The 22,979-nt window shown below is 67.5% G+C and carries 24 protein-coding genes; 7 read left to right on the forward strand and 17 right to left on the reverse strand.

Annotated features, from left to right (window positions below):
- Window positions 1-560 precede the first annotated feature (560 nt).
- Entirely contained in the window at window positions 561-983 is a 423-nt protein-coding gene (locus C1924_RS06060) for a barstar family protein (RefSeq protein ID WP_108764480.1), read from the reverse strand.
- 154 nt (window positions 984-1,137) lie between these two features.
- Between C1924_RS06060 and C1924_RS06065 the strand changes: the two genes are divergently transcribed.
- Together C1924_RS06065 and C1924_RS06070 are read left to right on the forward strand one after the other, a co-directional pair.
- Entirely contained in the window at window positions 1,138-1,500 is a 363-nt protein-coding gene (locus tag C1924_RS06065) for a glycine zipper 2TM domain-containing protein (protein WP_108764481.1), read from the forward strand.
- A gap of 148 nt (window positions 1,501-1,648) precedes the next feature.
- Window positions 1,649-3,025: a hypothetical protein gene (locus C1924_RS06070; RefSeq protein WP_108764482.1), complete on the forward strand. Its 1,377-nt coding sequence runs from the start codon at window positions 1,649-1,651 to the stop codon at window positions 3,023-3,025.
- Here the strand turns inward: C1924_RS06070 and C1924_RS06075 are convergent.
- The 5 genes from C1924_RS06075 to C1924_RS06095 form a co-directional block, all read right to left on the reverse strand.
- A complete protein-coding gene (locus C1924_RS06075) occupies window positions 2,994-4,130 on the reverse strand; it encodes an ABC transporter permease (protein WP_108764483.1) in 1,137 nt (378 codons plus the stop codon). The two genes, C1924_RS06070 and C1924_RS06075, sit on opposite strands and share 32 nt — an antisense overlap.
- On the reverse strand, window positions 4,127-5,311 hold the full coding sequence (locus tag C1924_RS06080) for an ABC transporter permease (RefSeq protein ID WP_108764484.1): 1,185 nt from the start codon (window positions 5,309-5,311) through the stop codon (window positions 4,127-4,129). The genes C1924_RS06075 and C1924_RS06080 overlap by 4 nt, the downstream gene beginning before the upstream one ends.
- Entirely contained in the window at window positions 5,296-6,309 is a 1,014-nt protein-coding gene (locus C1924_RS06085; protein WP_108764485.1) for an efflux RND transporter periplasmic adaptor subunit, read from the reverse strand. Before C1924_RS06085 ends, C1924_RS06080 begins: the two co-directional genes overlap by 16 nt.
- A complete protein-coding gene (locus C1924_RS06090; protein ID WP_254051262.1) occupies window positions 6,302-7,648 on the reverse strand; it encodes a TolC family protein in 1,347 nt (448 codons plus the stop codon). The genes C1924_RS06085 and C1924_RS06090 overlap by 8 nt, the downstream gene beginning before the upstream one ends.
- A 149-nt stretch (window positions 7,649-7,797) precedes the next feature.
- Window positions 7,798-8,691, reverse strand: a complete 894-nt coding sequence (locus tag C1924_RS06095) for a LysR family transcriptional regulator ArgP (RefSeq protein WP_108764487.1) — start codon at window positions 8,689-8,691, stop codon at window positions 7,798-7,800.
- A 106-nt stretch (window positions 8,692-8,797) separates the two neighbouring features.
- On the opposite strand from C1924_RS06095, the gene C1924_RS06100 reads away from it, so the two are divergent.
- The gene (locus C1924_RS06100) at window positions 8,798-9,418 is read left to right on the forward strand and encodes a LysE/ArgO family amino acid transporter (RefSeq protein ID WP_108764488.1); all 621 of its coding nucleotides are present in this window, start codon (window positions 8,798-8,800) and stop codon (window positions 9,416-9,418) included.
- Between the two features lie 183 nt (window positions 9,419-9,601).
- Window positions 9,602-10,258, forward strand: a complete 657-nt coding sequence (locus tag C1924_RS06105) for a hypothetical protein (protein WP_108764489.1) — start codon at window positions 9,602-9,604, stop codon at window positions 10,256-10,258.
- Here C1924_RS06105 and map read toward each other — a convergent pair.
- The 9 genes from map to C1924_RS06150 form a co-directional block, all read right to left on the reverse strand.
- Window positions 10,255-11,037, reverse strand: a complete 783-nt coding sequence (map, locus tag C1924_RS06110) for a type I methionyl aminopeptidase (protein ID WP_174208986.1) — start codon at window positions 11,035-11,037, stop codon at window positions 10,255-10,257. The genes C1924_RS06105 and map overlap by 4 nt on opposite strands.
- A 10-nt stretch (window positions 11,038-11,047) precedes the next feature.
- Window positions 11,048-11,260, reverse strand: a complete 213-nt coding sequence (locus tag C1924_RS06115) for a ParD-like family protein (protein ID WP_043396626.1) — start codon at window positions 11,258-11,260, stop codon at window positions 11,048-11,050.
- A gap of 67 nt (window positions 11,261-11,327) precedes the next feature.
- Entirely contained in the window at window positions 11,328-11,687 is a 360-nt protein-coding gene (locus C1924_RS06120; protein WP_108764491.1) for a VOC family protein, read from the reverse strand.
- 99 nt (window positions 11,688-11,786) lie between these two features.
- Window positions 11,787-12,917, reverse strand: a complete 1,131-nt coding sequence (locus C1924_RS06125) for a metallophosphoesterase (RefSeq protein ID WP_108764492.1) — start codon at window positions 12,915-12,917, stop codon at window positions 11,787-11,789.
- Between the two features lie 137 nt (window positions 12,918-13,054).
- Entirely contained in the window at window positions 13,055-15,223 is a 2,169-nt protein-coding gene (locus C1924_RS06130) for a TonB-dependent siderophore receptor (protein ID WP_254051219.1), read from the reverse strand.
- A gap of 61 nt (window positions 15,224-15,284) precedes the next feature.
- The gene (locus tag C1924_RS06135; protein WP_108764494.1) at window positions 15,285-15,584 is read right to left on the reverse strand and encodes a DUF3325 domain-containing protein; all 300 of its coding nucleotides are present in this window, start codon (window positions 15,582-15,584) and stop codon (window positions 15,285-15,287) included.
- Window positions 15,581-17,161, reverse strand: coding sequence for a PepSY-associated TM helix domain-containing protein (locus tag C1924_RS06140; RefSeq protein ID WP_108764495.1), 1,581 nt, complete (start codon window positions 17,159-17,161; stop codon window positions 15,581-15,583). Before C1924_RS06140 ends, C1924_RS06135 begins: the two co-directional genes overlap by 4 nt.
- The gene (locus C1924_RS06145; RefSeq protein ID WP_216821579.1) at window positions 17,158-17,493 is read right to left on the reverse strand and encodes a hypothetical protein; all 336 of its coding nucleotides are present in this window, start codon (window positions 17,491-17,493) and stop codon (window positions 17,158-17,160) included. Before C1924_RS06145 ends, C1924_RS06140 begins: the two co-directional genes overlap by 4 nt.
- Before the next feature lie 162 nt (window positions 17,494-17,655).
- Complete coding sequence (locus C1924_RS06150) at window positions 17,656-18,084, reverse strand: helix-turn-helix domain-containing protein (RefSeq protein WP_108764496.1); 429 nt, start codon at window positions 18,082-18,084, stop codon at window positions 17,656-17,658.
- 83 nt (window positions 18,085-18,167) lie between these two features.
- Here C1924_RS06150 and C1924_RS06155 point away from each other — a divergent pair, with 83 nt between their 5' ends.
- Window positions 18,168-19,337 (forward strand): MFS transporter, encoded by a 1,170-nt coding sequence (locus C1924_RS06155; RefSeq protein ID WP_108764497.1) that lies wholly within the window; start codon window positions 18,168-18,170, stop codon window positions 19,335-19,337.
- Between the two features lie 12 nt (window positions 19,338-19,349).
- On the opposite strand, the gene C1924_RS06160 is transcribed toward C1924_RS06155, so the two are convergent.
- Complete coding sequence (locus tag C1924_RS06160; protein ID WP_108764498.1) at window positions 19,350-20,273, reverse strand: hypothetical protein; 924 nt, start codon at window positions 20,271-20,273, stop codon at window positions 19,350-19,352.
- Window positions 20,274-20,493: 220 nt separating this feature from the next.
- Here C1924_RS06160 and C1924_RS06165 point away from each other — a divergent pair, with 220 nt between their 5' ends.
- A complete protein-coding gene (locus C1924_RS06165; protein WP_108764499.1) occupies window positions 20,494-21,447 on the forward strand; it encodes a cation diffusion facilitator family transporter in 954 nt (317 codons plus the stop codon).
- A 242-nt stretch (window positions 21,448-21,689) separates the two neighbouring features.
- Window positions 21,690-22,439, forward strand: coding sequence for a 2,3-diphosphoglycerate-dependent phosphoglycerate mutase (gene gpmA, locus C1924_RS06170; RefSeq protein ID WP_108764500.1), 750 nt, complete (start codon window positions 21,690-21,692; stop codon window positions 22,437-22,439).
- A gap of 43 nt (window positions 22,440-22,482) precedes the next feature.
- On the opposite strand, the gene C1924_RS06175 is transcribed toward gpmA, so the two are convergent.
- A complete protein-coding gene (locus C1924_RS06175) occupies window positions 22,483-22,902 on the reverse strand; it encodes a hypothetical protein (protein WP_108764501.1) in 420 nt (139 codons plus the stop codon).
- Window positions 22,903-22,979 lie beyond the last annotated feature (77 nt).

Here is a 22,979-nt window from a genome sequence, read left to right on the forward strand (position 1 = left end):
GATCAAGCCGGCGGGTCAAGGGACCCCCACGCACCGCCCGCCATGGAGCGCGAACGGATTACCAACGGAAAGGTGGCGGACGATGCGTGGCTCGAAAACCGGACAACACCCAAACCGGCGGGACCGAAGCCCCCCACGCAACGTCCGCCATTGAACAACGCGAACGTGCTGTCAGCCGACGCCAAATGAGGCTTGCGCCGGATATGGGCTTCCGATGCCCGTGCCATCGCGTGTCAGCTGGCATGCCAAGGTGTACTCGCACGAATGCGGCATGCCAATAAGCTGAAGCCCTAAGCGACTGTAGGTATTGACGCCTGTTGCGTGGCTGCATGCTGACCATTGCGCTGCACGGCGGTGGCGCAATGGATTACACGACTCGCAGGAAATTTCAGTTTCAAATGCGATTGGACGCACATCGCGTGTCTACGTGAATCGTCTGATCGCGTCATGGCTGATTCCATGTTGATCGACGCGCTGGCGGGCTGCCGGGGATTGTGGGTTGCCGGCCAGCGGCCGGCACTACCGTGGGCTCGCGGCGGGTTGCCGGCCAGCGGCCGGCACTACCTTTTGCCAGCTCTCTCTGCATCCGCTTGTTCCGGCCGCAGCGTGATGTTCGGGTGGCCGGCGAAAACTTCCATCACGATCTCGAAGTAGGTCTGGCCTTCGCCTCGCTGCAGTGCCTCAAGCTGCTGACCGATCGCATCGGTGTTGAATGTGCCGGGCTGCTGCAGCTTTGCCTGCAGCCACGCGCGGGTGGCGTCCACGCCCAGCGCCGTGCGGCTGTGGTCCATATCGCGCCAGACCACGGTGGCGGTGGTGTGCCCGGCCAGCGCGCCGTAGCCGCCGTACAGCAGGTCGTCCAGCGCATCCAGGCTTGGCCCGAGCTGCCAGTCTTCGCCAGCCATGAATACACGGTTGATCTCGGCATACAGGCTGTCGATGCCGGTGATGGCGTGTCCTTCGATCTGGAGATGCAGGCTCATGCGTTCACTCTAATGCAGGGCATGCGCGGTGCACACGCACGCCTCGCAACGCTGAACCGCGCATGCACGTTCAGGCGGCAGTGACCTGTATTTCACCTTCGGTTGCCGTGGCCAGCGGGAGACTGGGCCCATACCCGGAACACAGGAGATCGCCATGAATACTTCCCTTCGCGTACTGCTGCTGGGCAGCCTGTTGGCGGCTTCGTCGGTGGCGGGCGCACAGAGTTATGGCCCGCGCGATGAAGGCCGCAAGTTCAACGATGGCAGCCGCGTGGTCTGCAAGAACGTGGAAGTGCAGCGCAACTCGCGTGACCCGAACCGCATTGCCGGTACGGCAACCGGTGCGGTGGTAGGTGGCCTGCTGGGCAACCAGGTAGGCGGCGGCAACGGCAAGAAGATTGCCACCGTGGCCGGTGCCGTAGCCGGTGGCGCGGCGGGCCGCCAGATCCAGGGCAACCACCAGAGCAAGACCGGTGACCGCGTGGTCGAGCGCCGCTGCGAGCGCGTCTACCGCTAGGCCACCGCACTACCCGATACCCGCTCCCTTCCACGATGCGGTACCTCGAACGCCGGCCCCCAGGGCCGGCGTTTGTCGTTGTGGGCGGGCGTATCGCCAGGGGCGCCGTGGCCCCTATACTGCGCCAAACTCCACGGATGAATGCCCAGTGAACGAATCACCTCCTGCCGAAGCTGCGATGGCCGTGCGTGAAACTGAAGCGGCGCAGGAGGCGGGCACGCGCTTTGGCCGGCTGCGCGAGCGCACGGATGAGCTGGAACTGTTCATTTCCGGTCTGTTGGCCTTTGCGCTGCTGGCGGTGCCGGGCTATCTGTTCGACGCCTGGGCGCGCAGCAGCCTGCATACCGAGGGGCTCTACTTCCAGGTGCTGTGGTTCGCCTTCAGCATCAGCGTGGGCATGTGCTATGTGCTGGCCGTGGCGCTGATCGCGCACCTCACCGTGCGCGGCTACTGGATCGGCCTGGTCGGCCTGAAATCGCACTTCCCCAAGGGCATCGACTGGGACCACCTGCCGAAGATGGGACCGGTGACACGGGCCTTCATGCGCGCGCGCGACAGCGGGCTGGACGGCAGCATCCAGCGTGCCGACCGGTTGGCCACCATGCTGTTTTCCACCACGTTGATGTGCGTGCAGACCCTGGCCGGCACGCTGGTGATGGCGATCATCATTCTCGGCGTGGCCATGCTGGTCGGTGCGGCGTTCGGCGGTTCGGAAACCGCAGCGGTGGTCTTCGTCTGCGTGGTGCTGGCGGGCCTGCTGGTGGTGGGCGTGTTGCCGGCACTGTTGGAGAAATCCATCGCACGCCGGCAGGCGCGCGGTCGGTCGACTGAACGACAGCAACGCGTGCTGCAATGGGTGCTGGCCACCCTGCAGCGGGTGCCGCTGATGCGCCTGATCCAGACCATGCAGCTGACGATGCAGAGCAACCTGCGCTCGCGCTTCTTCATGCTGGCCTACATGGGGGCGATCATGGTCGCGATGATGCTGGGCGGCCTGCAGGTGGCGGATTCGGTGAGCTTCTCGCTGTTCAACCGCTACCAGATCGTCACCGAGGACGCGGTTGACCACGGCATGCTGAGCGCGCACTACGAATCGATGCGCTCTGCCCACGACCAGCTGCTGATCTTCCCGATGATTCCCTCGGACGTCGTCAGCGGTTCGCAGCTGCGGCTGTTCATTCCGCACCGCCCGCAGCGCGACAACGAGGTGGCGCGCACGCGCTGCCCGCAGTTGCCGCAGGGACGCAACGAGGCCAGCGGTGCGGTGGCCGCCACGGCAGCGGTGGACTGCCTGGCCCAGCTCTGGGTCGTGCAGTTGGACGGCAAGCCGGTGGACGTGCGCACCTTCGTGCCGATGGAACGACGTGACCTCGACATGCGTGGGCTGGCCGGCTACCTGCCGATGGCCGGGCTGTCGCCGGGCCGGCATGATCTGCACCTGCTGTGGAACGGCGACGGCCCGGAGCGCGGCGCCAGCCGACGCCGCGAATACTTCATCCCATTCTGGTACGCGCCCGATCCCTGACCGGGGAGCCGTGCAGGCGCCAGACGGCGAGCGTGCCGTAGAGCACCAGCAGCACGCCGAGAGTGACCAGTTCGTGGCTGACGTCGGCCAGGCGCGCATCCATCTGGGTCAGGCGCACCATCACGTTGATGCCCGAGGTGGTGGGCAGCAGCTGCGACAGCCAGACCAGCGGCTGCGGCGTCATCATCGAAGGCCATGACAGGTTGGCCAGGAAGAACAGCGGGATGGACGTGGCGATGATGTATTGGAAGGCGCGCTCGCGCGTGCGGAAGAAGCTGCCGACGAACAGGCCGAACGCTACGGTGGCGGCGATGAACAGCGCACCGCCGAACAGCTGGCCGAGCGGATTGCCGCCGCGCGGATAGTCCTGCACCCAGGCGGTGAACCCGGCGTAGTAGAACAGCCCGAACAGACCAATGAGGCCGAAGCCCAGGGCCATGCCGAGCAGCGTGGGAAGATCGAAACGCAGCCGCCGCCCCAGCAGCAGGCGGCGCCCGCCGAGCAGTACGCCGATGCCCATCAGCAGGGTCTGGTGCACGATCAGTTCGGCCACGCCAGGCACGATGGCGCTGCCGTAGCCTTCCTGGGTGTTGTACAGCGGGCGCTGCACCAGGGTGACCGGCGGTGCCTGTGGCACGCCCATGAAGGCGGCCTGGGTGACCGCTGCCGAGCGCGCGAGCGCGCCCAGTGCATCGGCCACGCTGCCCAGCACCCAGCTGGCGCGGCCGAGATAGGCGCCATTGCCGAGCAGCACGAGCTTTGCCGGATGCCCACGCAGGATGTCGCGTTCCAGATGGGCCGGAATCAGCACGATGCCTTCGGCCTGGCCGGCTTCCAGCTGTCGGCGCGCGCTGTCGATATCGGTGGGTTGGCCGACCACATGGGCCACGCGCAGGGCATCGAGCGTGCGCAGCAGTTCGCGGCTGGTGGCACTGTGGTCTTCGTCCACCACCAGCACCGGCAGGTTACCTGCCACCTGGTGCCGATAGGCAGCCGGGTAGAAGAACGAGTACAGGATGACCGCGCCCACCATCACCACGATGGCGTAGCGGTCCAGCAGTACCGCCAGCAGCGTCTGCCGCAGGCTGGCCCAGACCGCGCTCATGTGCTGGCCGCCGACTGTGCTGCCTGTGGGCTGCGGGCGAAGGCGAGCAGGCGCCAGCCGCCCAGGCCACCGGCAACGACGATCATCAGCAGCAGCGTGCCCAGTGGCCACAGTGACACCGCCAGCGGCGCGCCGACGAACTGCTGCTGGGTCTGCAGCTTGATGTACGCGCTGAGCGGCAGCAGCAGATGCCAGACGCGGGTGAACAACGGTGCATCGATGACCGGGAAGGTGGCGCTGGAAAAGGCCAGCGCGGTACCGATGCTGAGGCCGACCGCGGACAGCGCCGTGCCCATGTCACGGGTGACGCCGACGAAGAACAGCGCATAGGTGGCCGTGGCCAGGTAGAACAGCGGCTGGGCGAGCAGCAGCAGGCCGACGCTGCCGGCAATGCCGTCGCCGCGCAGCCAGGCCAGGTAGGCCACGCCGAGGGCGCCGTACAGCGAAAACAGCAGGACGTAGGGCGCGATCTTGCCGGCCATCGCCGCCCACGGCGTATGGCCCAGCCAGCCGGGCAGGGTGCCATCGCGGATTTCGCGGCCCAGGCTGCCTGCCACGGCAAGCGCCAGCACCAGCGACAGCACGGCCGGGAAGATCAGCGGCAGCAGGAACAGCTCATAGCTGCGCGCGGGGTTGTAGAGGATGTCGGACTGCACGGCGATGGGGGCGGCCCGCAGTTTGCCGGGGCCGACCTGCAGCGCGATGCGCTCGCGCAGCAGGCGTGCGTTCCAGGCGGCCACCGCATCGGCGATGTCGCGCGCGGCGGATTGGCCGGTGGTCATGTAGGTGGCGTTGTAATAGGCGAACACCGTGCCTTGCTGGCCGCGCAGCGCCTGCCGGGTGAGGTCGCGCGGTACCAGCACGATGGCATACACCTCCAGCTGCCGCAGCTGCGCGCGGGCGGCGTCGAGATCCACCGGCTGGCTGGCCACGCGCACGCCGGGGCTGGCATCGAGCATGCGCAGCAGCAGGCGGCTGTCGCTGCTGTGGTCCAGGTCGACCACGGCAATGGGCACATCGCGCATGACCGAGGGGCTCAACATCCAGGCCATCAGCACCAGCATCAGCAGCGGCAGCACGGTGACCAGCAGCAGATCGGCACGGTTGCCACGCAGCGTGCGCAGTTCACGCCGCCAGGAGGCAGCGAAGCCGCCGTTGCCCGTGGTCAGTGCTGGGGCCATGCGAACAGCACGCTCATGCCGGGGCGGAAGCCCTCGATGCGGCGTACCGGGCGCACCCGCACCTCGAAGCTGCGGACGTCGTAGCCGGAGGACTGGCGGGTGGTGCGCCAGGTGGCGTAGTCGCCCGCGGGGTTGATGAAATACACCTTGAATTCGGCGTCCTGGTCGAGCGCCGGGATGTTCCCGCGCAAGGTGCTGCCCACCTGCAGGCCCTGCATCTGCGATTCGCGCAGGTTCACCGACACCCACATGCGGTCGATATCGACCAGGGTGAACACCGGGTAGCCGGCCGGCACCAGTTCGCCGGGGTCGGCCATGCGCTTGTTGATCTCGCCGGCCACCGGCGCGCGGCCCTCTACTTCGGCGCGCGCGGCGTCGACCTCGGCCACGGCCCCCTGGGCCTGCTGCACCTGCCCCTGCGCAGCACGCTTGTCCTGTTCGCGGGCACCGGCCAACGCCATGTCGTACTGGGCGCGCGCGGCGCGTGCCAGTTCGCGTGAACTGCTGGCCTGGGCCTGGGCTTCGTCGCGCTTCTGCCGGGTCATCACCCCTTCGTTGAACAGGTTCTGCACGCGGCGGGCGGTGGCCTCGGCCAGGCCGGCACCGGCCTCGGCACGCTTCCAGTTGGCCTCGGCGGCGCGGATGTCCTCGCTGCGTGCGCCTGCGTCGGCTTTGTCGGCCAGCGCCTTTGCGGCAGCCAGGGCGCCCTGTGCCTGCTGTTCCTTGGCGGCCACTTCCGGGCTGTCGAGCAGGAACACGATCTGCCCGGCCTGCACGCGGTCGCCTTCGCGCACCTTCAGTTCGGCCACGCGCGCGGTGATCTTGGCGGCAACGTTGAGCGTATCGGCATCCGCCATGCCCTGCAGCTGGTCGGCCGGGCGACGCCAGGCCAGCCACAGGCCCAGTATCACCACAAGCAGCAGCACCACCAGCAGGATCACGCCGATGCGGCGCTTGCCCGGCGGGGTGGTGGATTCGTCGTGCAATACATCACTCATGGTCGATCACCTCGTCCGCACGGTGCCGATAATCCTCGAAACGGTCCATCTGTCCACTGATCTCCAACAACTGCGCCAGCGCGATGTCGTACTGGTAAGCCGCCTGTGCGCGCTCGACGCGGGCGCCGCCCACGCCCAGCCGCGCATCGATCACATCCAGCGAGGTGGCCTGGCCTTCGCGGAAGGCCAGTTCCTGCAGGCGCAGGTTTTCCTGTGCCTGCGCAATGCTGCTGTCCAGCAGTACGAACTGCTGGCGCGCGCTCTCCAGTTCGTTCCATGCCTTCTGCACGCCCAGCGCCACCTGGTTTTCGGCTTCGCGCAGGCCGGCTTCGGCCTGTTCCTGCTGTGCGCGTGCTGCGCTGATCTGCGCCGGCCGGGAGCTGGGCGAAAGGAACGTGTACTTCAGGCCGATGCCGAAGGCCCAGTCCGGGTCGGTCAGCATTTCGTCGCGGCGGCGGAAATCGTATTGACCGAAAGCGAAGATCTGTGGTTTCAGTTTGGCCTGCTGCACGCGCACGCCCTGTTCGGCCTGGGCGACCATCGCCTGCAGGCGCCGGATCTGCGGCTGCCGCGCCTGCGCGGTGCGCTGGAAGCTGGCGACCGGTTCCAGCGGTGCGCGCTGCACGAACAGCGGCGAGAGCGGCTGGACGTCGCCGCCGCTGCGCAGCAGGGTGGCCAGGGCGGCCTTCAGGGTGGCCAGGTCGCTGACGGTCTTCTGGTACTCCCGTTCGGCCTTGTCGCGGGCCACGGTGACCTGCAGGCGCTGGGCGCGGGTGGCAAAGCCCTCGCGTTCCAGCTTTTCCGCATCGGACAGATGGCGGTTGAGGCCATCGCGCACGTCACGGCGCACCTCCACGGCCTGTTCGGCCAGGCGCTGCCCGAAATAGGCCTGGGCCAGTTGCACGGTGAGTGACTGGCGCTGCGCTTCGCGTTCGGCGCTGGCCTGTTCACTGGCGGCGCTGGCCGCGCGCTGTGCCGCAGGAATGACGCCGCCGGTGTACAGCGGCAGCACGGCGGTCACCACCGGGCGGGTGCGCCAATCGCGTTCGGTAAAGGTGAGCGGCGAATCGATGCCGTAGGCCTCGGCCACCGGCGCCAGCGAGCCCAGGGGCAGGGTGAGCGTTTTCTGGAACTGCAGGCGCCGCACTTCGCCGGTTATCTCGGGCAGGCGCAGCAAGCGCGTGGCTTCCTGCAGTTCTTCCTTGTTGCGCACGCTGGCATCGGCTGCGGCCAGTGCGTCGGAAACCTGTTCCAGCCGCTGCCGCGCCTGTTCCCACTGCAGTGCAGGCGCGACCACGCTACCGGGAGGTGCCTGGGCAAAGCTGGGCGCCGACAGCAGCGCGGTGCAGAACAGCAGCGAACAGCCTGTCCGGTGCCATCGTGGGAGGGGACGATGCAGGTGCACGTCGGGGCCGTCATCCGTAAAGGGTCCGGCAAAAACTAGTGGATGTGCCGTGAAGCCGTTGTAGGTGGGGCAGGGTGGACGGGTCAGCGCAGTGAGCCCGCCGCAGCGCTGCGCAACGCCTGGGTGATCTGCTGCAGCGTGTGCGAACGCACGGCCGCGTGCTGCCAGTAGAGCGGTACGTCCAGCCAGCGGCGCGGCTCCACGATCACCACTTGGTTGGCGGCCAGTGCGGGTGCGATGAGGGTTTCCGGCGCCAGGCACCAGCCCAGCCCACGCGCGGCAGCTTCGACGAAGCCGGTGGAGGAGGGCAGGTAGTGCATCGGCGGCTGCAGCCGTGCGCGGGTCAATCGGCGCACGAAGCGCGCCTGCAGTTCGTCCTTGCGGTTGAACACGATCATCGGTGCCACGGCCAGCGCGTCGGCCTGCATGCCGTTGCGGAAGTAGCGGCGTGCGAAGGCCGGCGAGGCGATGGCGTGGTAGCGCATCGCGCCCAGCGGGTGCACGTTGCAGCCCTTCAGCGCACGTCCTTCGGCGGTCACCGCGCCCAGCACACTGCCATCGCGCAGCAGTTCCAGGGTGTGGTCCTGGTCATCCATGCGCAGGTCGAACAGGTAGCCATGGCGCTGGTGCAGGTCGGCGATGGCGGCGACGAACCAGGTATCCAGCGAATCATCGTTGACCGCCAGGGGAATGGGCGTGCGGGTGGCATCATTGCCACGCTCGGGCAGCAGTTCGGCCAGTGCTTCGCTCTGCAGCACCTGCATCGGACGCACGCTGCGCAGCAGGATCTCGCCGGCTGCCGTGGGGTGGCACGGTGCCTGGCGCACCACCAGCACCTGGCCCAGGCGGTCCTCCAACGCCTTGATCCGCTGCGACAGCGCCGAGGGGCTGATCGCCAGCCGGCGTGCGGCGGCCTCGAAACTGCCTTCTTCCAGCACCGCGGCGAATGCGGCCAGTTGCGGATGTATCAGGTCCATGTCGGGCCTCTTCAGTTTTTCTGCACAGGATAAAGAAAAACCAGCTGGCCTTAACCGGTGGCACACCGCACCCTGCGCGTCCTCTCTGCACACAGCGGCACGACTCATGTGGATCACTGCGGCCCTGTCCGGCCTGTTCGCAGGCGCTGGCCTGATCATCGCCATCGGCGCGCAGAATGCCTTCGTGCTGCGGCAGGGGTTGCAGCGGCGCTACGTGGGCACGGTGGTGCTGGCCTGCATGGGCGCGGACATCACGCTGATACTGGCCGGGGCCGGCGGCATGGGCGCGCTGGTGCTGCAGTGGCCGCTGCTGCTGCAGGTGCTGCGCTTCGGCGGCGCGGCCTTCCTGGCCTGCTACGGCCTGCAGGCGGGGTTGCGCGCGTGGCGCGGTGGCAGCGCGTTGGCAGCGGCCGGCAGCGAAGGTGGCAACCGGCGCCAGGTGCTGCTGGCCTGCCTGGCCTTCACGTTGCTCAACCCGCACGTGTACCTGGATACGGTGGTGCTGCTGGGCAGCCTGTCCACGCGCTACCCCGGCGACCTGCGCTGGGTGTTCGCGGCCGGGGCCTGTGTGGCCAGCGTGGCGTGGTTCTGCGCGCTGGGCTATGGCGCGCGGGCTCTGCAGCCGCTGTTCCGCAACCCGAACGCCTGGCGTGTGCTGGATGCGGGCATTGCGCTGTTCATGGCCAGCCTGGCGCTGCTGCTGGTGCTGCGTCCGTTGGCGCCCTGAGCGTCGTCCTGCATGCGTGCCGCGCATGTCGTGTCTTTGTTCCACTGATGCGGTTCCCGGCCGCTGCCACAGCACCGATAATGCCGCCCCGCTGCGACCCCGCCGCGCATGCCGTCATCCGGCAGCCCCCGGGTCGCCTTCGTTTTCGCAGTACGTCCGCCCACGGGGCGGCATCGGTGTTTCATGAAAGACAATCTTCAGATTCTTCTTGCCCACGTGGGGCGCACGTTCCTGTTCGGCCTGATGATGGCCATCGCGCCGGCACTGGCCTGGCTGGACATCCACTGGCTGGGCGATGCGGTCGGTGAGTGGTCGCTGGTCGAGCTGACCCAGGAAGGCTTCCTTGCCGCGAGCGTCGCCGCGTTCGTGCGGTTGGCCGTGCGCCGTGCGGATGATCGCCGCTTTGCGGTGCTGGCCGCGGCGCTGTTTGCGTGCATGTTCCTGCGGGAAATGGACGAAGCGCTGGACCTCATCGCGCACGGGTTCTGGAAGTATCCGGTGGCAGCGCTGGTGGCCGGTTCGCTGGCGTGGGCCAGCCGTGACTGGCGTGGCACCCTGCAGGGGCTGGTGCGGTTCCTGGCATCGCGTGCCGGCACGGTGATGACCATCGGCCTGGTGCTGCTGCTGGTCTATTCGCGCTTGATCGGCATGACCTCGCTGTGGTCAGGGCTGCTTGGCGATCAGTACATCCGCGTGTTCAAGAACGCCATCGAGGAAACCACCGAGCTGCTGGGTTACACCTTCATCCTTGCGGCCAGCGTGGGCTACGTGGCGCAGCGGGTGCGCGAGCCGCGGGTGGCCAAGCGCGCCCCGGCCCACGCGATGCAGCCGCTGCACTAGGCTGCGTCCACCGCGCACAGCGGCGTTTCGTCCGGGCGCAGGGTCAGCACGCGCACGCCCTGTGCGGTGACTGCCACGGTGTGTTCAAACTGCGCCGAGAGCTTGCCGTCGCGGGTGTACACCGGCCATTCGTCGGGCAGCTGGCGGATGGCCGGCTTGCCCTGGTTGAGCATGGGTTCGATGGTGAACACCATGCCTTCCTGCAGCTCCATGCCGGTGCCGGCGTGGCCGTAATGGAGGATCTGCGGGTCCTCGTGCATTTCCTGGCCGATGCCGTGGCCGCAGTACTCTTTCACCACGCTGTAGCCGTGGCTGCGCGCGTGCCGCGCGATGGCATGGCCGATGTCGCCCAGGCGCGCGCCCGGACGCACTTCGGCAATGCCCTTCCAGAGTGCCTGGTAGGCCACTTTGACCAGCTTGCGCGCGGGGTAGTCGACCTCGCCCACCAGGTAGGTGGTGCTGGAATCGGCGATGTAGCCGTTCTTTTCCAGAGTGATGTCGAGGTTGACGATCTGCCCGCTGCGCAGCACGTCCTCGTGGCTGGGCACGCCGTGGCAGATGACATTGTCGATGGACGCGTTGAGCACGAAGGGAAAACCGTACTGGCCCTTGCTGGCCGGCCGTGCGTGCAGTTCATCGACGATCATGCGTTCGACGAAGTCATTGATATCCATGGTGCTGCGGCCTTCCAGCGGCAGCGCGTCGAGTGCGGCGAACACCTGAGCGAGCAGGCGCCCGGACTCGGCCATGAGGGCGATCTCGTCGGGACGCTTGATGATGGCCATGGGCTCAGGCCTGCCCTGGTGCCAGCAGCGGCGGCTGCACGCCGGCCGCGCGCAGTTCGCTGGCCACGATGTCCTGGAAGCTCAGCGTGGGATTCAGTTCGCACAGCATGCCCACGCGGATCCAGAAGTTGGCCTGGGCGTTGATCGAGCGGCTGGAGACGGTGCAGGCACGACGCAGCTGGTCGTGCAGGGTGTCATCGATGTTGACGATGCCCATGGCGGGTTCTCGATAGTGAATATATGAAGCGTATATGTTTCATATATACAGCTCAAGCCCGCGCCGTTCAGTCGCGATGGGTGGCAAAGCGCAGGCGGTTGTCGTCCGGGTCCACCAGCAGCATTTCGCGGGTGCCCCATTCGGTGTCGTGCGGCGGCTGCGGGATGGGCACGCCGGCGGCGCTCAACGCGCGGAACAGCGCGTCCACGTCATCCACCTTGAAGTACACCGCGCCGCCGGGCTGACAGTCGCCGGCATGTTCGCTGAGGAACAGGGTCTGGCCGTCGCGGGTGAGCTGGGCGAACAGCGGCATGCCCGGGCCGAAGCGATGTTCCCAGTCGATGGAGAACCCCAGGCCCTGCACGTAGAAGGGCAGGGTGGTGTCGGCGCGCAGCATGCGCAGCTGCGGAATGACGGTCTGGGGCATGAGTGGGTTCCGGGTGGGTTGCGTCGAGCCTGCTCGATTGCGCTCTTCGTAGAGTCGAGCAAGCTCGACTCTACCAAGGGCAGTCGAGCACGCTCGACTTTACCGGTCTTCCAGGCCGGGTTCGCCTTCGGCCAGTGGCACGCGGGTGCCGTCCAGCAGGCCGCGGCTCAGCCTGCCGTTCTCGATGAACAGCAGTTCGCCGTTCTCGCCTTTCTTGATGCTGCTGTCGATGGCGATCACGCGCCCGCCGTGGAACGTGCTCACGTGCGGCATCGAGGTGTGGCCGACGACGATGCGCTTGAGGTGCAGTTGATCCAGCACCGCCTGTACGCCGTCGCTGTCCAGCTGCCCGTCGAAGTAGCCGCGATACCAGATCGGGCTGGTCTTGCCGTCGTACAGCGGCGCGGTGGCCGGGTTCGCCTTCACCTCGGCCTTGGGGGTGCCCAGCGAGGCCTGGTAGGCGGCATTGGTGGCGGCCGGGTCCAGTGCCATCTGCACCGCGTCGGGTGAAATGCCACCATGCAGGAACAGGGTGTCACCGATCTTCAGCAGCACCGGACGGGTGCGCAGCCACTGGCCGATGACCGAATCGGCCGCGTACAACTGCGGGTAGCTGCGGCCGATCAACTGCGCGCTGCGCAGGTACTTGGCATTGACGTAGCGCAGGTCGTCGTACAGCACCATGGTTTCGTGGTTGCCCAGCACGAAGTGCACCGCGCCGCCGGCCGCCGCGGCCTGCTGCTGCAGCCCGTACAGCAGCCAGAAGGCCTCGGTTACCTGTGGGCCACGGTCGAACACATCGCCGGCAATCACCAGGGTGTCCTTGCCCAGCGCCCACTGGTCCTGTGCGTCGATCACCTTGTTGGCGCGCAGCAGCCGCACCAGCAGGTCGTACTGGCCGTGGATGTCGGACAGCGCGACGATGCGCGGCGTGGCCGGCAGCACCGACACCGACGGCGCGGCCGGCGGCAGCACGTGCACGCTGTGGCCGTAGCCGCACTGCGGGGTGAATTCCGTGCCGCTGGCATCGGCAGGCAGGGTGCGCCTCTGCACCTGGTCGCCGCAGATCCACGTGGCGCGCAGCCGGTCGCCCACACGGAAGATGTAGGGACCGTCGGCGTCCACGTGCTCGGCCGGTGCGGCCACGTCGCGTGCCTGCAGCGGGGGAGCAGCCAGCAGCAGGGCCAGCGGCAGCAGCAGGGCAGATCGGAGCAGGGGGCGGCGCAGCATGGGCGGTTCCTCGACGGGCAACGAAAAGGCGGGCCCGCAGGCCCGCCCGTGATGCTACGCCGTTGCCTACCCTGGCAGCATGCGCCGAAGGTGGGGGTCACTGTGCGGAATCGGGTGGCCGACCCCGCGCGGTGACATCAGAACTTCGCGCGCAGGTTGAACAGCACGCGGCGCGGTTCGCCCCAGTAGCCCGAGTTGAAGAAGCCGACGTTGCGGTAATAGACCTTGTCGAACAGGTTGGTGACCGTCACGCCCACGCTCAGGTTGTCGTTGATGCCGTAGCGTCCCATCAGGTCGAACAGCACATACCCGCCCTGGCTCATCTTGCCGGTGGCGGTGACCGGGGTCCCGTTGGCGTTGAAGCGGCCGGTGGGGATGGGCTGCATCTGGTAGATCTCGCTCTGCACGCTGAACCCACCGCCGACCGTCCACGGGCCGTGGCTGTAAGTGGTGTTGAAGCGCGCCAGGTGCATGGGGCTGGTGCTGGCGAAGCGGCTGCCATCGGGGTTGCTGCTGTAGCTGTAGGTGTAGCCGCCGGTCATGCTCCAGTGGTCGGTGATCGAGCCGGACACCTCGAACTCACCGCCCTGGGTGGTGATGCCCTGGCTGGCGATGTAGGGCGAGCTGCCATCGGGCAGCTTGATCTCGCCGCCGTTGGGGTCCAGTTCGGCCACGTTGTCCTGCTTCATGTAGAAGCCGTTCAACGAGGCGTAGAGGCGGCCGCCGAAGAATTCACTCTTCAGGCCGTACTCGTAGTTGCCGCCGGTGGTCGGGTCGAGCAGCTGGTTGTTGATGTCACGGCGCGCGGTGGCCTGGAACACGTCCGAGTAGCTGGCGAAGGCGGTAATGCTGCTGCTCAGGTCATACAGCACGCCCACGTAGGGGGTCAGCTCGTGCGCGGTGGTGCGCGCGCTGCGGCTGGTGAACACCCCGTCGGTGTTGTAGTTGTCGGTGGTGGTGCGGTAGTCGGAGTAGCGTGCGCCCGCGATGATCTTCAGCGGATCGATCGGGTTCAGGCGCACCGCGGCGTAGTAGCCGGTCTCGGTGGTGTTGACCGTGCTGGACGGAATGCCGTAGTTGTAGGTGGTCGGCTTGCCGATGTTGCCATCCCAGCTGAAGATGCTGGGGAAGGCGGCCACGTTGTACGGGCGCGAGGTGATGCCGGCGCGGATGGTGTCCAGGTCGCGGTCGTAGTGGTTGATGCCCACCACCAGTTCATGCGAACGGCCGAACAGCTGGAACGGGCCGGAGGCGTACAGGTCGAACGCATCCTCGCGGGTTTCGGACACCGAATAGGTATCGGCAATGCGCAGGCCCAGGCCGGTGGTCGCATCGGCCCAGTTGCCGGTGTTGGAACCGGCCAGCAGCAGCGAGTCAGTGTCGGTGGCGCGGTGGTTGTAGGCCAGGCGGCCGCTCCAGCCGGCACCGAACTGCTGTTCCAGGGTGGCGAAGTAGTTGGTGCTCTCGCGGTTCCATTCGTTCCAGCGTGCGGCAGCGCTGTAGGAACGCGGCATGTGCGCGCGCGTGCCATCGCGGAAGTACAGCGGCGAGGCGCTCCAGGCGCCACCATCGGAGCCGGTCTTCAGGTAATCGATACCGGCGCGCAGACGGGTGCTGTCGGTCAGGTCGGCTTCGATCACGCCGTACAGGCTGGGCGACTTGTCGTGCTGGAAGCGCACCCAGCTTTCCTTGTCGGTGTAAGCGCCGACGAAGCGCCCACGCACGCGGCCGCCCTTGCTGAGCGGGCCGGATACATCCACTTCGGCGCGCTTGTAATCCCACGAACCGGCGCTGAGGCTGGTGCTGGCCTGGAAGGTTTCGGTCGGGCGCTTGCGCACCATGTTCACCGTGGCCGAGGGGTTGCCCGAGCCGGTGACCAGGCCGCTGGCGCCGCGCACCACTTCGATGCGCTCGTAGATGGAGGTGTCGCTGAGGATGGAGTTGCCGCCCGCACCGGTGGTGTAGTTGGTGGGGATGCCATCGAACATGAAGTTGTTGATGGCAAAGCCGCGTGCGTTGAACAGCGTGCGGTTGCTGTCATAGGACTGGATGGTCACGCCCGGGGTCTGCTGCAGCACCTCGGAAATGGTGATGAGGTTGAAATCCTCGATGCGCTGGCGGGTGAACACGGTGAGCGACTGCGGAGTTTCGCGCAGGGTCAGCGGCAGCTTGGTGGCGGTGTTGGTGCCATAGACCTGGTAGCCCTCGGTGCGCTGGGTCACCATCACCCGGTCCAGTTCGGTGGCGGTCGGCGCGCTGTCCTGGGCGAAGGCCGGCGCGGCGGCGCAGGCGATCGACAAAGCCAAGGCATTCCGGCGCAGTGCGCCAGAGGATGTCATGTACATGGTGGAAACCTCTGTTTCTGTATCAGGAACGGGAAGACGGGCGTGGCGCCGGCTTGGCCGGGCTGCGGAAACTGAGCCAGAGCACCATCGCCCCGGCACCGGCGGCGAGCACGCCGCACCAACCAACGAAACCTTGTGCCGCGCCCCATGCCGCGATGCTGGCCAGCAGGCTGGCGGCCAGGCCGACCACGCCCAGGACCTGCAGCAGGCGCCTGCGCGGCGCGGGGGGCGCGTGGCCGGCGACATCGCGGTGGTGGCGTTCCATCGCCATGGCCAGGCAGGCGAAGGCGGTGGCAGCCAGCAGCAGGGCGAGCACGCTCATGTGCCGGCCTCCGCCACAGAGGCGGTGCGCGCGGGGCGTACCCGGCGCTGTGCCGGCACGAAGCGATGCACCTTGCGCGCAGCCCACAGCAGGCCAGCGCCGATCAGCAGCAGGCCGATATCGATGCCGGCCTTGGCGCCATCGCCGGCAGCAAGTGCGGATATCGCGCCACCGTGCCAGGACACCAGGTTGTAGAGCGGCAGGCCCAGTGCCAGCACGCCGGCCAGCGCCAGCTGCTCGACCCAGCCGCGGCGCGGCGTGCGCAGCATTGCATGCACCACGCAGGCAGCCCAGGCGTAGAAGAACACCTTCACTTCGGCATCGCTGCGGTTGGCCACGTCCAGCGGCAGCAGCCGGTTGCCCCACAGGAAGGCGAGCATGGCCACGGGCAGGCCGGTGACGAAGCCGATGTTGAGCCGCTCGACGATGCGGAAGCCCAGGTGCGGGCGCTCCGGATCGGGCAGCTGTGCGCGCCGCTTCACGGTCCACAGCACCAGCCCGGTGGCCACCATCAGCGTACCGGCCACACCGGAAAGGAAGAACAGCCAGCGCATGGTGGTGGGTGCGAAGCGTGCCGCGTGCAGGCCGATCATGCCGTCGCGGGTGATGACCGCGGCCGAGCGCGGCGCGGCGGCATCCAGCAGATTGCCGTGGGCATCGAAGCTGAGCGCATCGGCGCTACCGGCAATCTGGTCACCCTGTTGGCGGCGCACACTGATGCGCATCGCCGCATCGCCAGGATGTTCGATCTGCAGCGATGCCGCATGGCCGCCGCCCCATTGCAGCTCGGCGCGGCGCAGTATGCCCGCCAGCGCAGGCGGCGTGGCGGCCACGCCGCTGGCCTCGGCTTTTTCCGCGCGTGGGAACAGTTCGGCGAAGAAGGCATCGCGGCCGCCGGGGTAATTGGCATCCACCGCCCACGGCATGTACAGCGTCATCAGGGTGATCAGGCCGGTGTAGGTGATCATCAGATGGAACGGCAGCGACAGCACGGCCAGCGCGTTGTGACCGTCCAGCCAGCTGCGCTGGCCCTTGCCACGGCGGAAGGTGAAGAAGTCGGTGAAGATCTTCTTGTGGGTGATGACCCCGCTGATGAGCGCGATCAGCATCAGCATCGAACACGCACTGATGAACCAGCGCGCCCACAGTACAGGCACGTAATGCAGATCGAAGTGCAGGCGGTAGAAGAAGTTGCCGCCCCGCGTCTCGCGCACCTGTACCGGGTTGCCGTCTGCATCCAGCGTCGCCTGGTTCGGATTGCGCTGGCCGCGGCGGCGTTCCTTCTCGCCCTGTGGCTGCCAGCTGACGGCCGTGGCGCTGCTGCGCGCATCGGGAAGTTCGATGCTCCAGCGCTGTGCATCGGGTGCGGTGCGGGCGAGGAAGGCCTGCGCCTGGGTGACCGCGGCAGCGCTGTCGGCAGGCAGGCCGATTTCCGGCTGCATCCAGCGGGTCAGTTCTTCCTTCCAGTACGCGGCGGTACCGGCGATGAAGATGAGGAAAAGGACCCAGCCGACCACCAGGCCGGACCAGGTGTGCAGCACCGATTGCGATTGGCGGATGCCCCCGAGATTGCTCATGCGGCGCCCCCGCGCAGCAGCCAGGCCAGCAAGGCGCCCAGACCGCCGGCAATCACCAGGCCCAGCGTGGCGCGCAGGGTGCTGCGTGCGGCGTACGCCCAGATGGCGGCCAGCACATACACCACGAAGGCGGACATCGTAGCCACCAGGGTGGCGTCGGCTTTGGCACCGGGCAGCAGGCGCGCCAGCGCGGCGGCCCAGCACGCGGCCACGGCGTAGCCGCCGAGCAGGCCGAGCAGGCCACGTGCCCACAACAGGGCATGGCCGTTACCGCGCGGCACGCGCTTGGCGGCCGGGGTGCCGGCGGCAGTAGAAGAGGAGGGAGCGGCCATCGCCGATGTCAATAGGAATCGAATGCAATTGCGAGCGAATGCTATTTGACACCGGTGGCGCTGTCGAGTCCCCCATTCGGGGGAGGCGCCCACGAGAAAAGGGGACGGAGGGGATCAAGTCGCTTGTGCACAAGCGACTTGATCCCCTCCGTCCCCTCTTCGTCAGAGCTTGCGGACCACCGTCTGCGCGGGCGCGATGGCGTGGCCTGCCGGGTCCAGTGGCTGCATGTAGGGCAGGGTGCGGCCGTTGCCGCGCTCGACCAGCGTGGAATGCGCCTCGCCGGGAGCGAAACAATGGCGTTCGCCCCATTGGCGCAGGGCCACCAGCAGCGGGAACAGATCGCGCCCGGCTGCGGTCAGCACGTAGTCCTGGTAGGCGCTGCCATCGGCCGCCGGCTGCTGGGCCAGCAGGCCCGCCTCGACCAGCCGCCGCAGGCGATCGCTGAGGATGTTGCGGGCCGCGCCAAGGCTGCGCTGGAAGTCGCCGAAGCGGGTGATGCCATCGAACGCATCACGGATGACCAGCAGGGACCAGCGGTCACCCAGCAGATCGACGCTGCGGGCGACGGGGCAGGGGCTGTCGGCAGTCATGGCAGGGTCCAGGCGGGGCATCTGGTTGCAGTTTAAAACCACTGGCGTTACTGTGCATCTGGTTTCAAATTGCAACTGCATTCATGAGCGCGTCCGTACCCCGTCCCTTGCTGATTCTGCTGGCCATCGCGGCGGGCGCCAGCGTTGCCAATGTCTACTACGCGCAGCCGCTGCTGGAGCGCCTGGCCGGGGCCTTCGCGCTGGATGCTGCGGTGGCAGGCACGGTGCTGGCCGCCACCCAGGCCGGCAGCGTGCTGGCCCTGCTTGGCCTGTTGCCGTTGGCCGACCGAGGCGACCGGCGGCGCCTGCTGCGGGTGCAGCTGCTGGCGCTGCTGGCGGCCCTGCTGCTGCTGGCGAGCGCACGCGCTGTGGCCTGGCTGCTGGCTGGGATGGTGCTGGCCGGCATGCTGGGGACGGCGCTCACCCAGGGATTGATCGCCTACACAGCCACGCTGGCGCCGGCGGCGCAGCGCGGCCGCATGGTCGGCACGGTGCAGGGTGGGGTGTTCATCGGCCTGCTGTCGGCGCGCGCGCTGTCGGGCAGCGTGGCGGCGATGGCCGGCTGGCGCGCGGTGTACCTGCTGTCGGCGGTGCTGATGGCGGTGCTGGCGCTGTTGTTGTGGCGGCGGCTGCCGGCCCTGCCGGCGCCCGCGGTGGTGCCGTCGTGGCGGACGCTGCTGGCGTCGATGGCCACGTTGCTGCGCGATGACCGCATGCTGCGGGCACGTGCGCCGCTGGCGCTGCTGCTGTTCGCGGGGCTCAACGTGTTCTGGGCGGCGGCGCCCCTGCCGTTGTCGGCGCCCCCGCTGCACTGGTCCACCGCGGCGATCGGGGCGCTGGGGCTGGCCGGCATTGCCGGCGCGCTGCTGGCGGCCCGGGTGGGCCATTGGATGGATCGCGGTTTTGCCGTGCGCGTCAGCCTTGCCGCGCTGCTGCTGATGCTGACGGCCTGGTGGCCGCTGCTGGGGCTGCCGCGCTCACTGGCGCTGCTGTTGCTGGGCGTGGTGCTGCTGGACCTGGGCGGGCAGGCCCTGCACGTCGCCAACCAGGCGCTGCTGCTGCGTGCCCCGGTCGAACAGCATGGACGGCTGGTGGCGCTGTACATGCTGTTCTACGCGGTGGGCAGTGGCGCCGGCGCAGCGACCGGCACCTGGATGCAGGCACGCCACGGTTGGAACGCGGTGTGCCTGCTGGGGGCCGGCATCGCGGTGCTGGCGCTGTTGTGGTGGGCGCTCTGTCGAGAGCGCCGCTGACGCCGTGGTTGCTTACTTCACCTGGCGGCAATCGCGCAGGTGGATGCCGCCGGTGTCGATGTTGTCGACCACGCCTTCCAGCTTTACCCAGTCTTCCAGGCGCAGGGTGGCACCCAGTGCGCGCTGATCGTTGGCCAGTGCGCAGTGCACGGTGAAGTTGCTGTTGTTGAAGTCGCTGTCCTGGCGCCCGCCGATGCCACCGAGGCCCTTCATCTTGGTGACCAGATAGCCGACCTCGAAGGTCTTGTTCATCCGGCTTTCCTGGGCGGTGTAGACCTGCCCATCAATCACGAAGCGGCGCCCGAAATACTTCACGAACATGGGCCGGTACAGCGAATCGTTGTCCGGCAGCGGACCGTCGGAGAACAGGTTCTTCAGCGGCATCGTATTGATGTTGCGCTGCAGTTTCTTCGATTCCTTGCCCAGCACGGTGGACATGCCCACTGCGGTGGCCTGGGTGGGCTTGTCAAAGCCGCTGGAAATGCGCACGGCCTCGGCGATGGCCTCGCCTTCCTTGCCGGTCTTGAGCTGGTTCAGCCAGCCGCAGAACGCGCTGCGGGCATCCTCGTCCTTGACCGTCTGGCCGCGGGCCAGTTTGGTGCCGATCAGCACGGTGCCCTTGTTGCTGACGGACACCGCCGTCACCAGCGGCACCTTCAGATTGGTCTGCATGACATACATCTGGCCTTCGGTTTCGGTGAAGACATCACCGCTGACGAAGTTGTTGCCCTCATCCAGCGCCAGCTTGCGCAGCTGGCCCAGGCCACTGGCAGGCTTCAGGCCGGGAAGGGTGACCTCGGTAAGGAAGGTCTGGCCGTTGCGCGGATCGCCAACCGACTTGAAGTTCTGCTCGCAGGTGGCGGCGGTCGCGCTGGCGGCTGCGCCCAGTGCGCAGGCCACGGCGAAGGTGATGGGCAGCGTCCTTTTATTCCACATGTTGCCGGTTCCTTGTGCTGGAAAGTCCATTCGTGGGCCGCGACATCCTGCGGCCACGCCCCGCGGTTGCGGGGCTGCCGGCCATCATAAGGGGCGTGGCGTGACGGGCAAAACGACGGCGGGGCGTGGCCTGGGGGCTGCCGTTGCAATGTTATAAACACCGTAATAGTCTCCCGCGGCCCGTGCGCGTAGCCTGACCGCCTTGCACAGGAGCTTTGCCATGGGCCACGACCACGACCACCTGCCATCGGAAATCCGCCACGAGAAGCCGTTGTGGTGGGCGCTGGGGCTGACCACCACGTTTCTGGTGGTGGAAGTGGTGGGCGCGTTCTGGACCAACAGCCTGGCGCTGCTGTCCGATGCCGCGCACATGGCCACCGACACCCTTGCACTGATGATCGCGCTGGTTGCGGTGCGCTTGAGCCGCCGCCCACCGGATGCGCGGCGCACGTATGGCTATGCGCGGCTTGAGGCGCTTGGCGCGATGATCAACGGCGCGATGCTGTTCGTGGTGGCCGGCTACATTCTGTGGGAGGCCATCGCGCGCTTCCGCCAGCCGCAGGAGATCGCGTCCACCGGCATGCTGGTGATCGCGGCGATCGGCCTGGCCATCAACCTCATATCGATGCGGCTGCTGCAGGCCGGCAGCGGCGAAAGCCTCAACGTGAAAGGTGCCTACCTGGAAGTGTGGGCCGACATGCTGGGGTCGGTGGCGGTGATCGTGGGCGCACTGCTGATCCGCTGGACCGGCTGGAAGCCGATCGACCCGATCCTGGCCGTGCTGATCGGCCTGTGGGTGCTGCCGCGCACCTGGGTGCTGATGCGCGAAGCGATCAATGTGCTGCTGGAAGGCGTGCCCAAGGGCACCGACGTGGCCAAGGTGCGCGCCGGACTGGGTGCGCACGCCGCCGTGCTGGATGTGCACGATCTGCATGTGTGGGCACTGGCTTCCAGCACGCCGGCGCTGACGGCGCACGTAGTGATGCGCGACGGCACCGACGCCGATGCACTGCGCCGCGAGCTGAGTGGCCGCCTGCACGACGAATTCGGCATTGACCACGTGACCCTGCAGATCGAGGCCGACCATTGCGGGGAAGCCTGCGGGCAACCGGCGAAGCATGACCATGACCATGACCATGATGCCCAGGGCCATCACGGTCACGTGCACCGGTAACCGCCGAGGCGACCGGGTAGCGTCGACCGTTGGTCGACGGCTCCTGATTCAGATCGCGCGACAGTCGACCAACGGTCGACTCTACCAGCGGTCCACCGCAGGTCCGGAGCGCGCGGCAGTCGACCAGCGGTCCACCGCAGATCCGGAGTGCGCGGCAGTCGACCAACGGCCTACCGCGGGTCCGGAGCGCGCGGCAGCAGCTACAATGGCCGCCTGCCCACCCTCGCGTTGGAGATCCTGCAGTGACCCGTAAACTCGTACTGTTGCGCCACGGCCAGAGCCAGTGGAACCTGGATAACCGCTTCACCGGCTGGGTGGATGTCGATCTGACCGACCAGGGCCGCAGCGAGGCAACCAACGCCGGCCGCCTGATGCGCGAAGAAGGCCTGCAGTTCGACGTCGCCCACACCTCGGTGCTCAAGCGCGCCATCCACACCCTGCAGGGTGCGCTGGCCGAACTGGGCCAGGACTGGCTGCCGGTCAACAAGTCCTGGCGCCTCAATGAACGCCATTACGGCGGCCTGCAGGGCCTGGACAAGGCCGAGACCGCTGCCAAGCACGGCGAGGACCAGGTCAAGGTGTGGCGTCGTTCCTACGACATCCCGCCGCCGCCGATGGACCTGGAAGATCCGGGCCACCCGATCCACGACCGTCGTTACGCCGGCCTGGACCGCAACGCACTGCCGGGCACCGAATCGCTGGCCACCACGCTCGACCGCGTGCTGCCGTACTGGCACGACGCCATCGCGCCGCAGCTGAAGGACGGCAAGACCGTGCTGGTCACCGCCCACGGCAACTCGCTGCGCGCGCTGTACAAGTACCTCAACAACGTCTCGCGCGAGGAAATCCTCGAGCTGAACATCCCGACCGGCATCCCGCTGCTGTTTGAATTGAACGACGATCTGACCGTGAAGTCGTTCCGCTACCTGGGCGACCCGGAAGCCGCCCGCAAGGCCGCCGAAGCCGTGGCCAACCAGGGCAAGGCGAAATAAGTAGAAAACCGGGTAGAGCCACCCCATGGGTGGCTGCTCCCTCTCAACAATCAAACCCCCAATCTTCCACGCTCAGCGCACACCCCAACAGCTCGCCCAGCGCGTCCCGCTGGGCCAGCAATCCGTCCAGCGCAGCCTGCTGGAAGGTATCGCTACCCAGAACATCGATCATCCTGGCTTCGTCCGTACGCACGTACAGGGTGACGAACCCGCTGCCCTTGGCCCGCTTCATGCTGCCGATGCCGGCGCTCAGCACCGGGCCTGTCAGCACCAGGCTGCGGCCGTCCTGGCTGAACCCCGTGCTTCCGATCTCCGGTGCGGACCACGCGAGCAGGCGCCCGCGCGGTACATTGGCGATCTGTGCGGCAACCACGGCGGGCAGGTGCTCGGGGCCCACCAGGTGCGGACTGTGATGAAGCCGCAGCGGACCGTGCAGGGAGGTGGCAAGCGTGAGGGTATTCATTGCCAGCCATGGTAACGGCCGCGCAGCGCCCTGTGACCTTTGGCCGGTCCCCGGCACCGTCGTGCCCGTTACGCTGG

The organism is Stenotrophomonas sp. ESTM1D_MKCIP4_1, from assembly GCF_003086895.1.
Lineage (GTDB): Bacteria > Pseudomonadota > Gammaproteobacteria > Xanthomonadales > Xanthomonadaceae > Stenotrophomonas.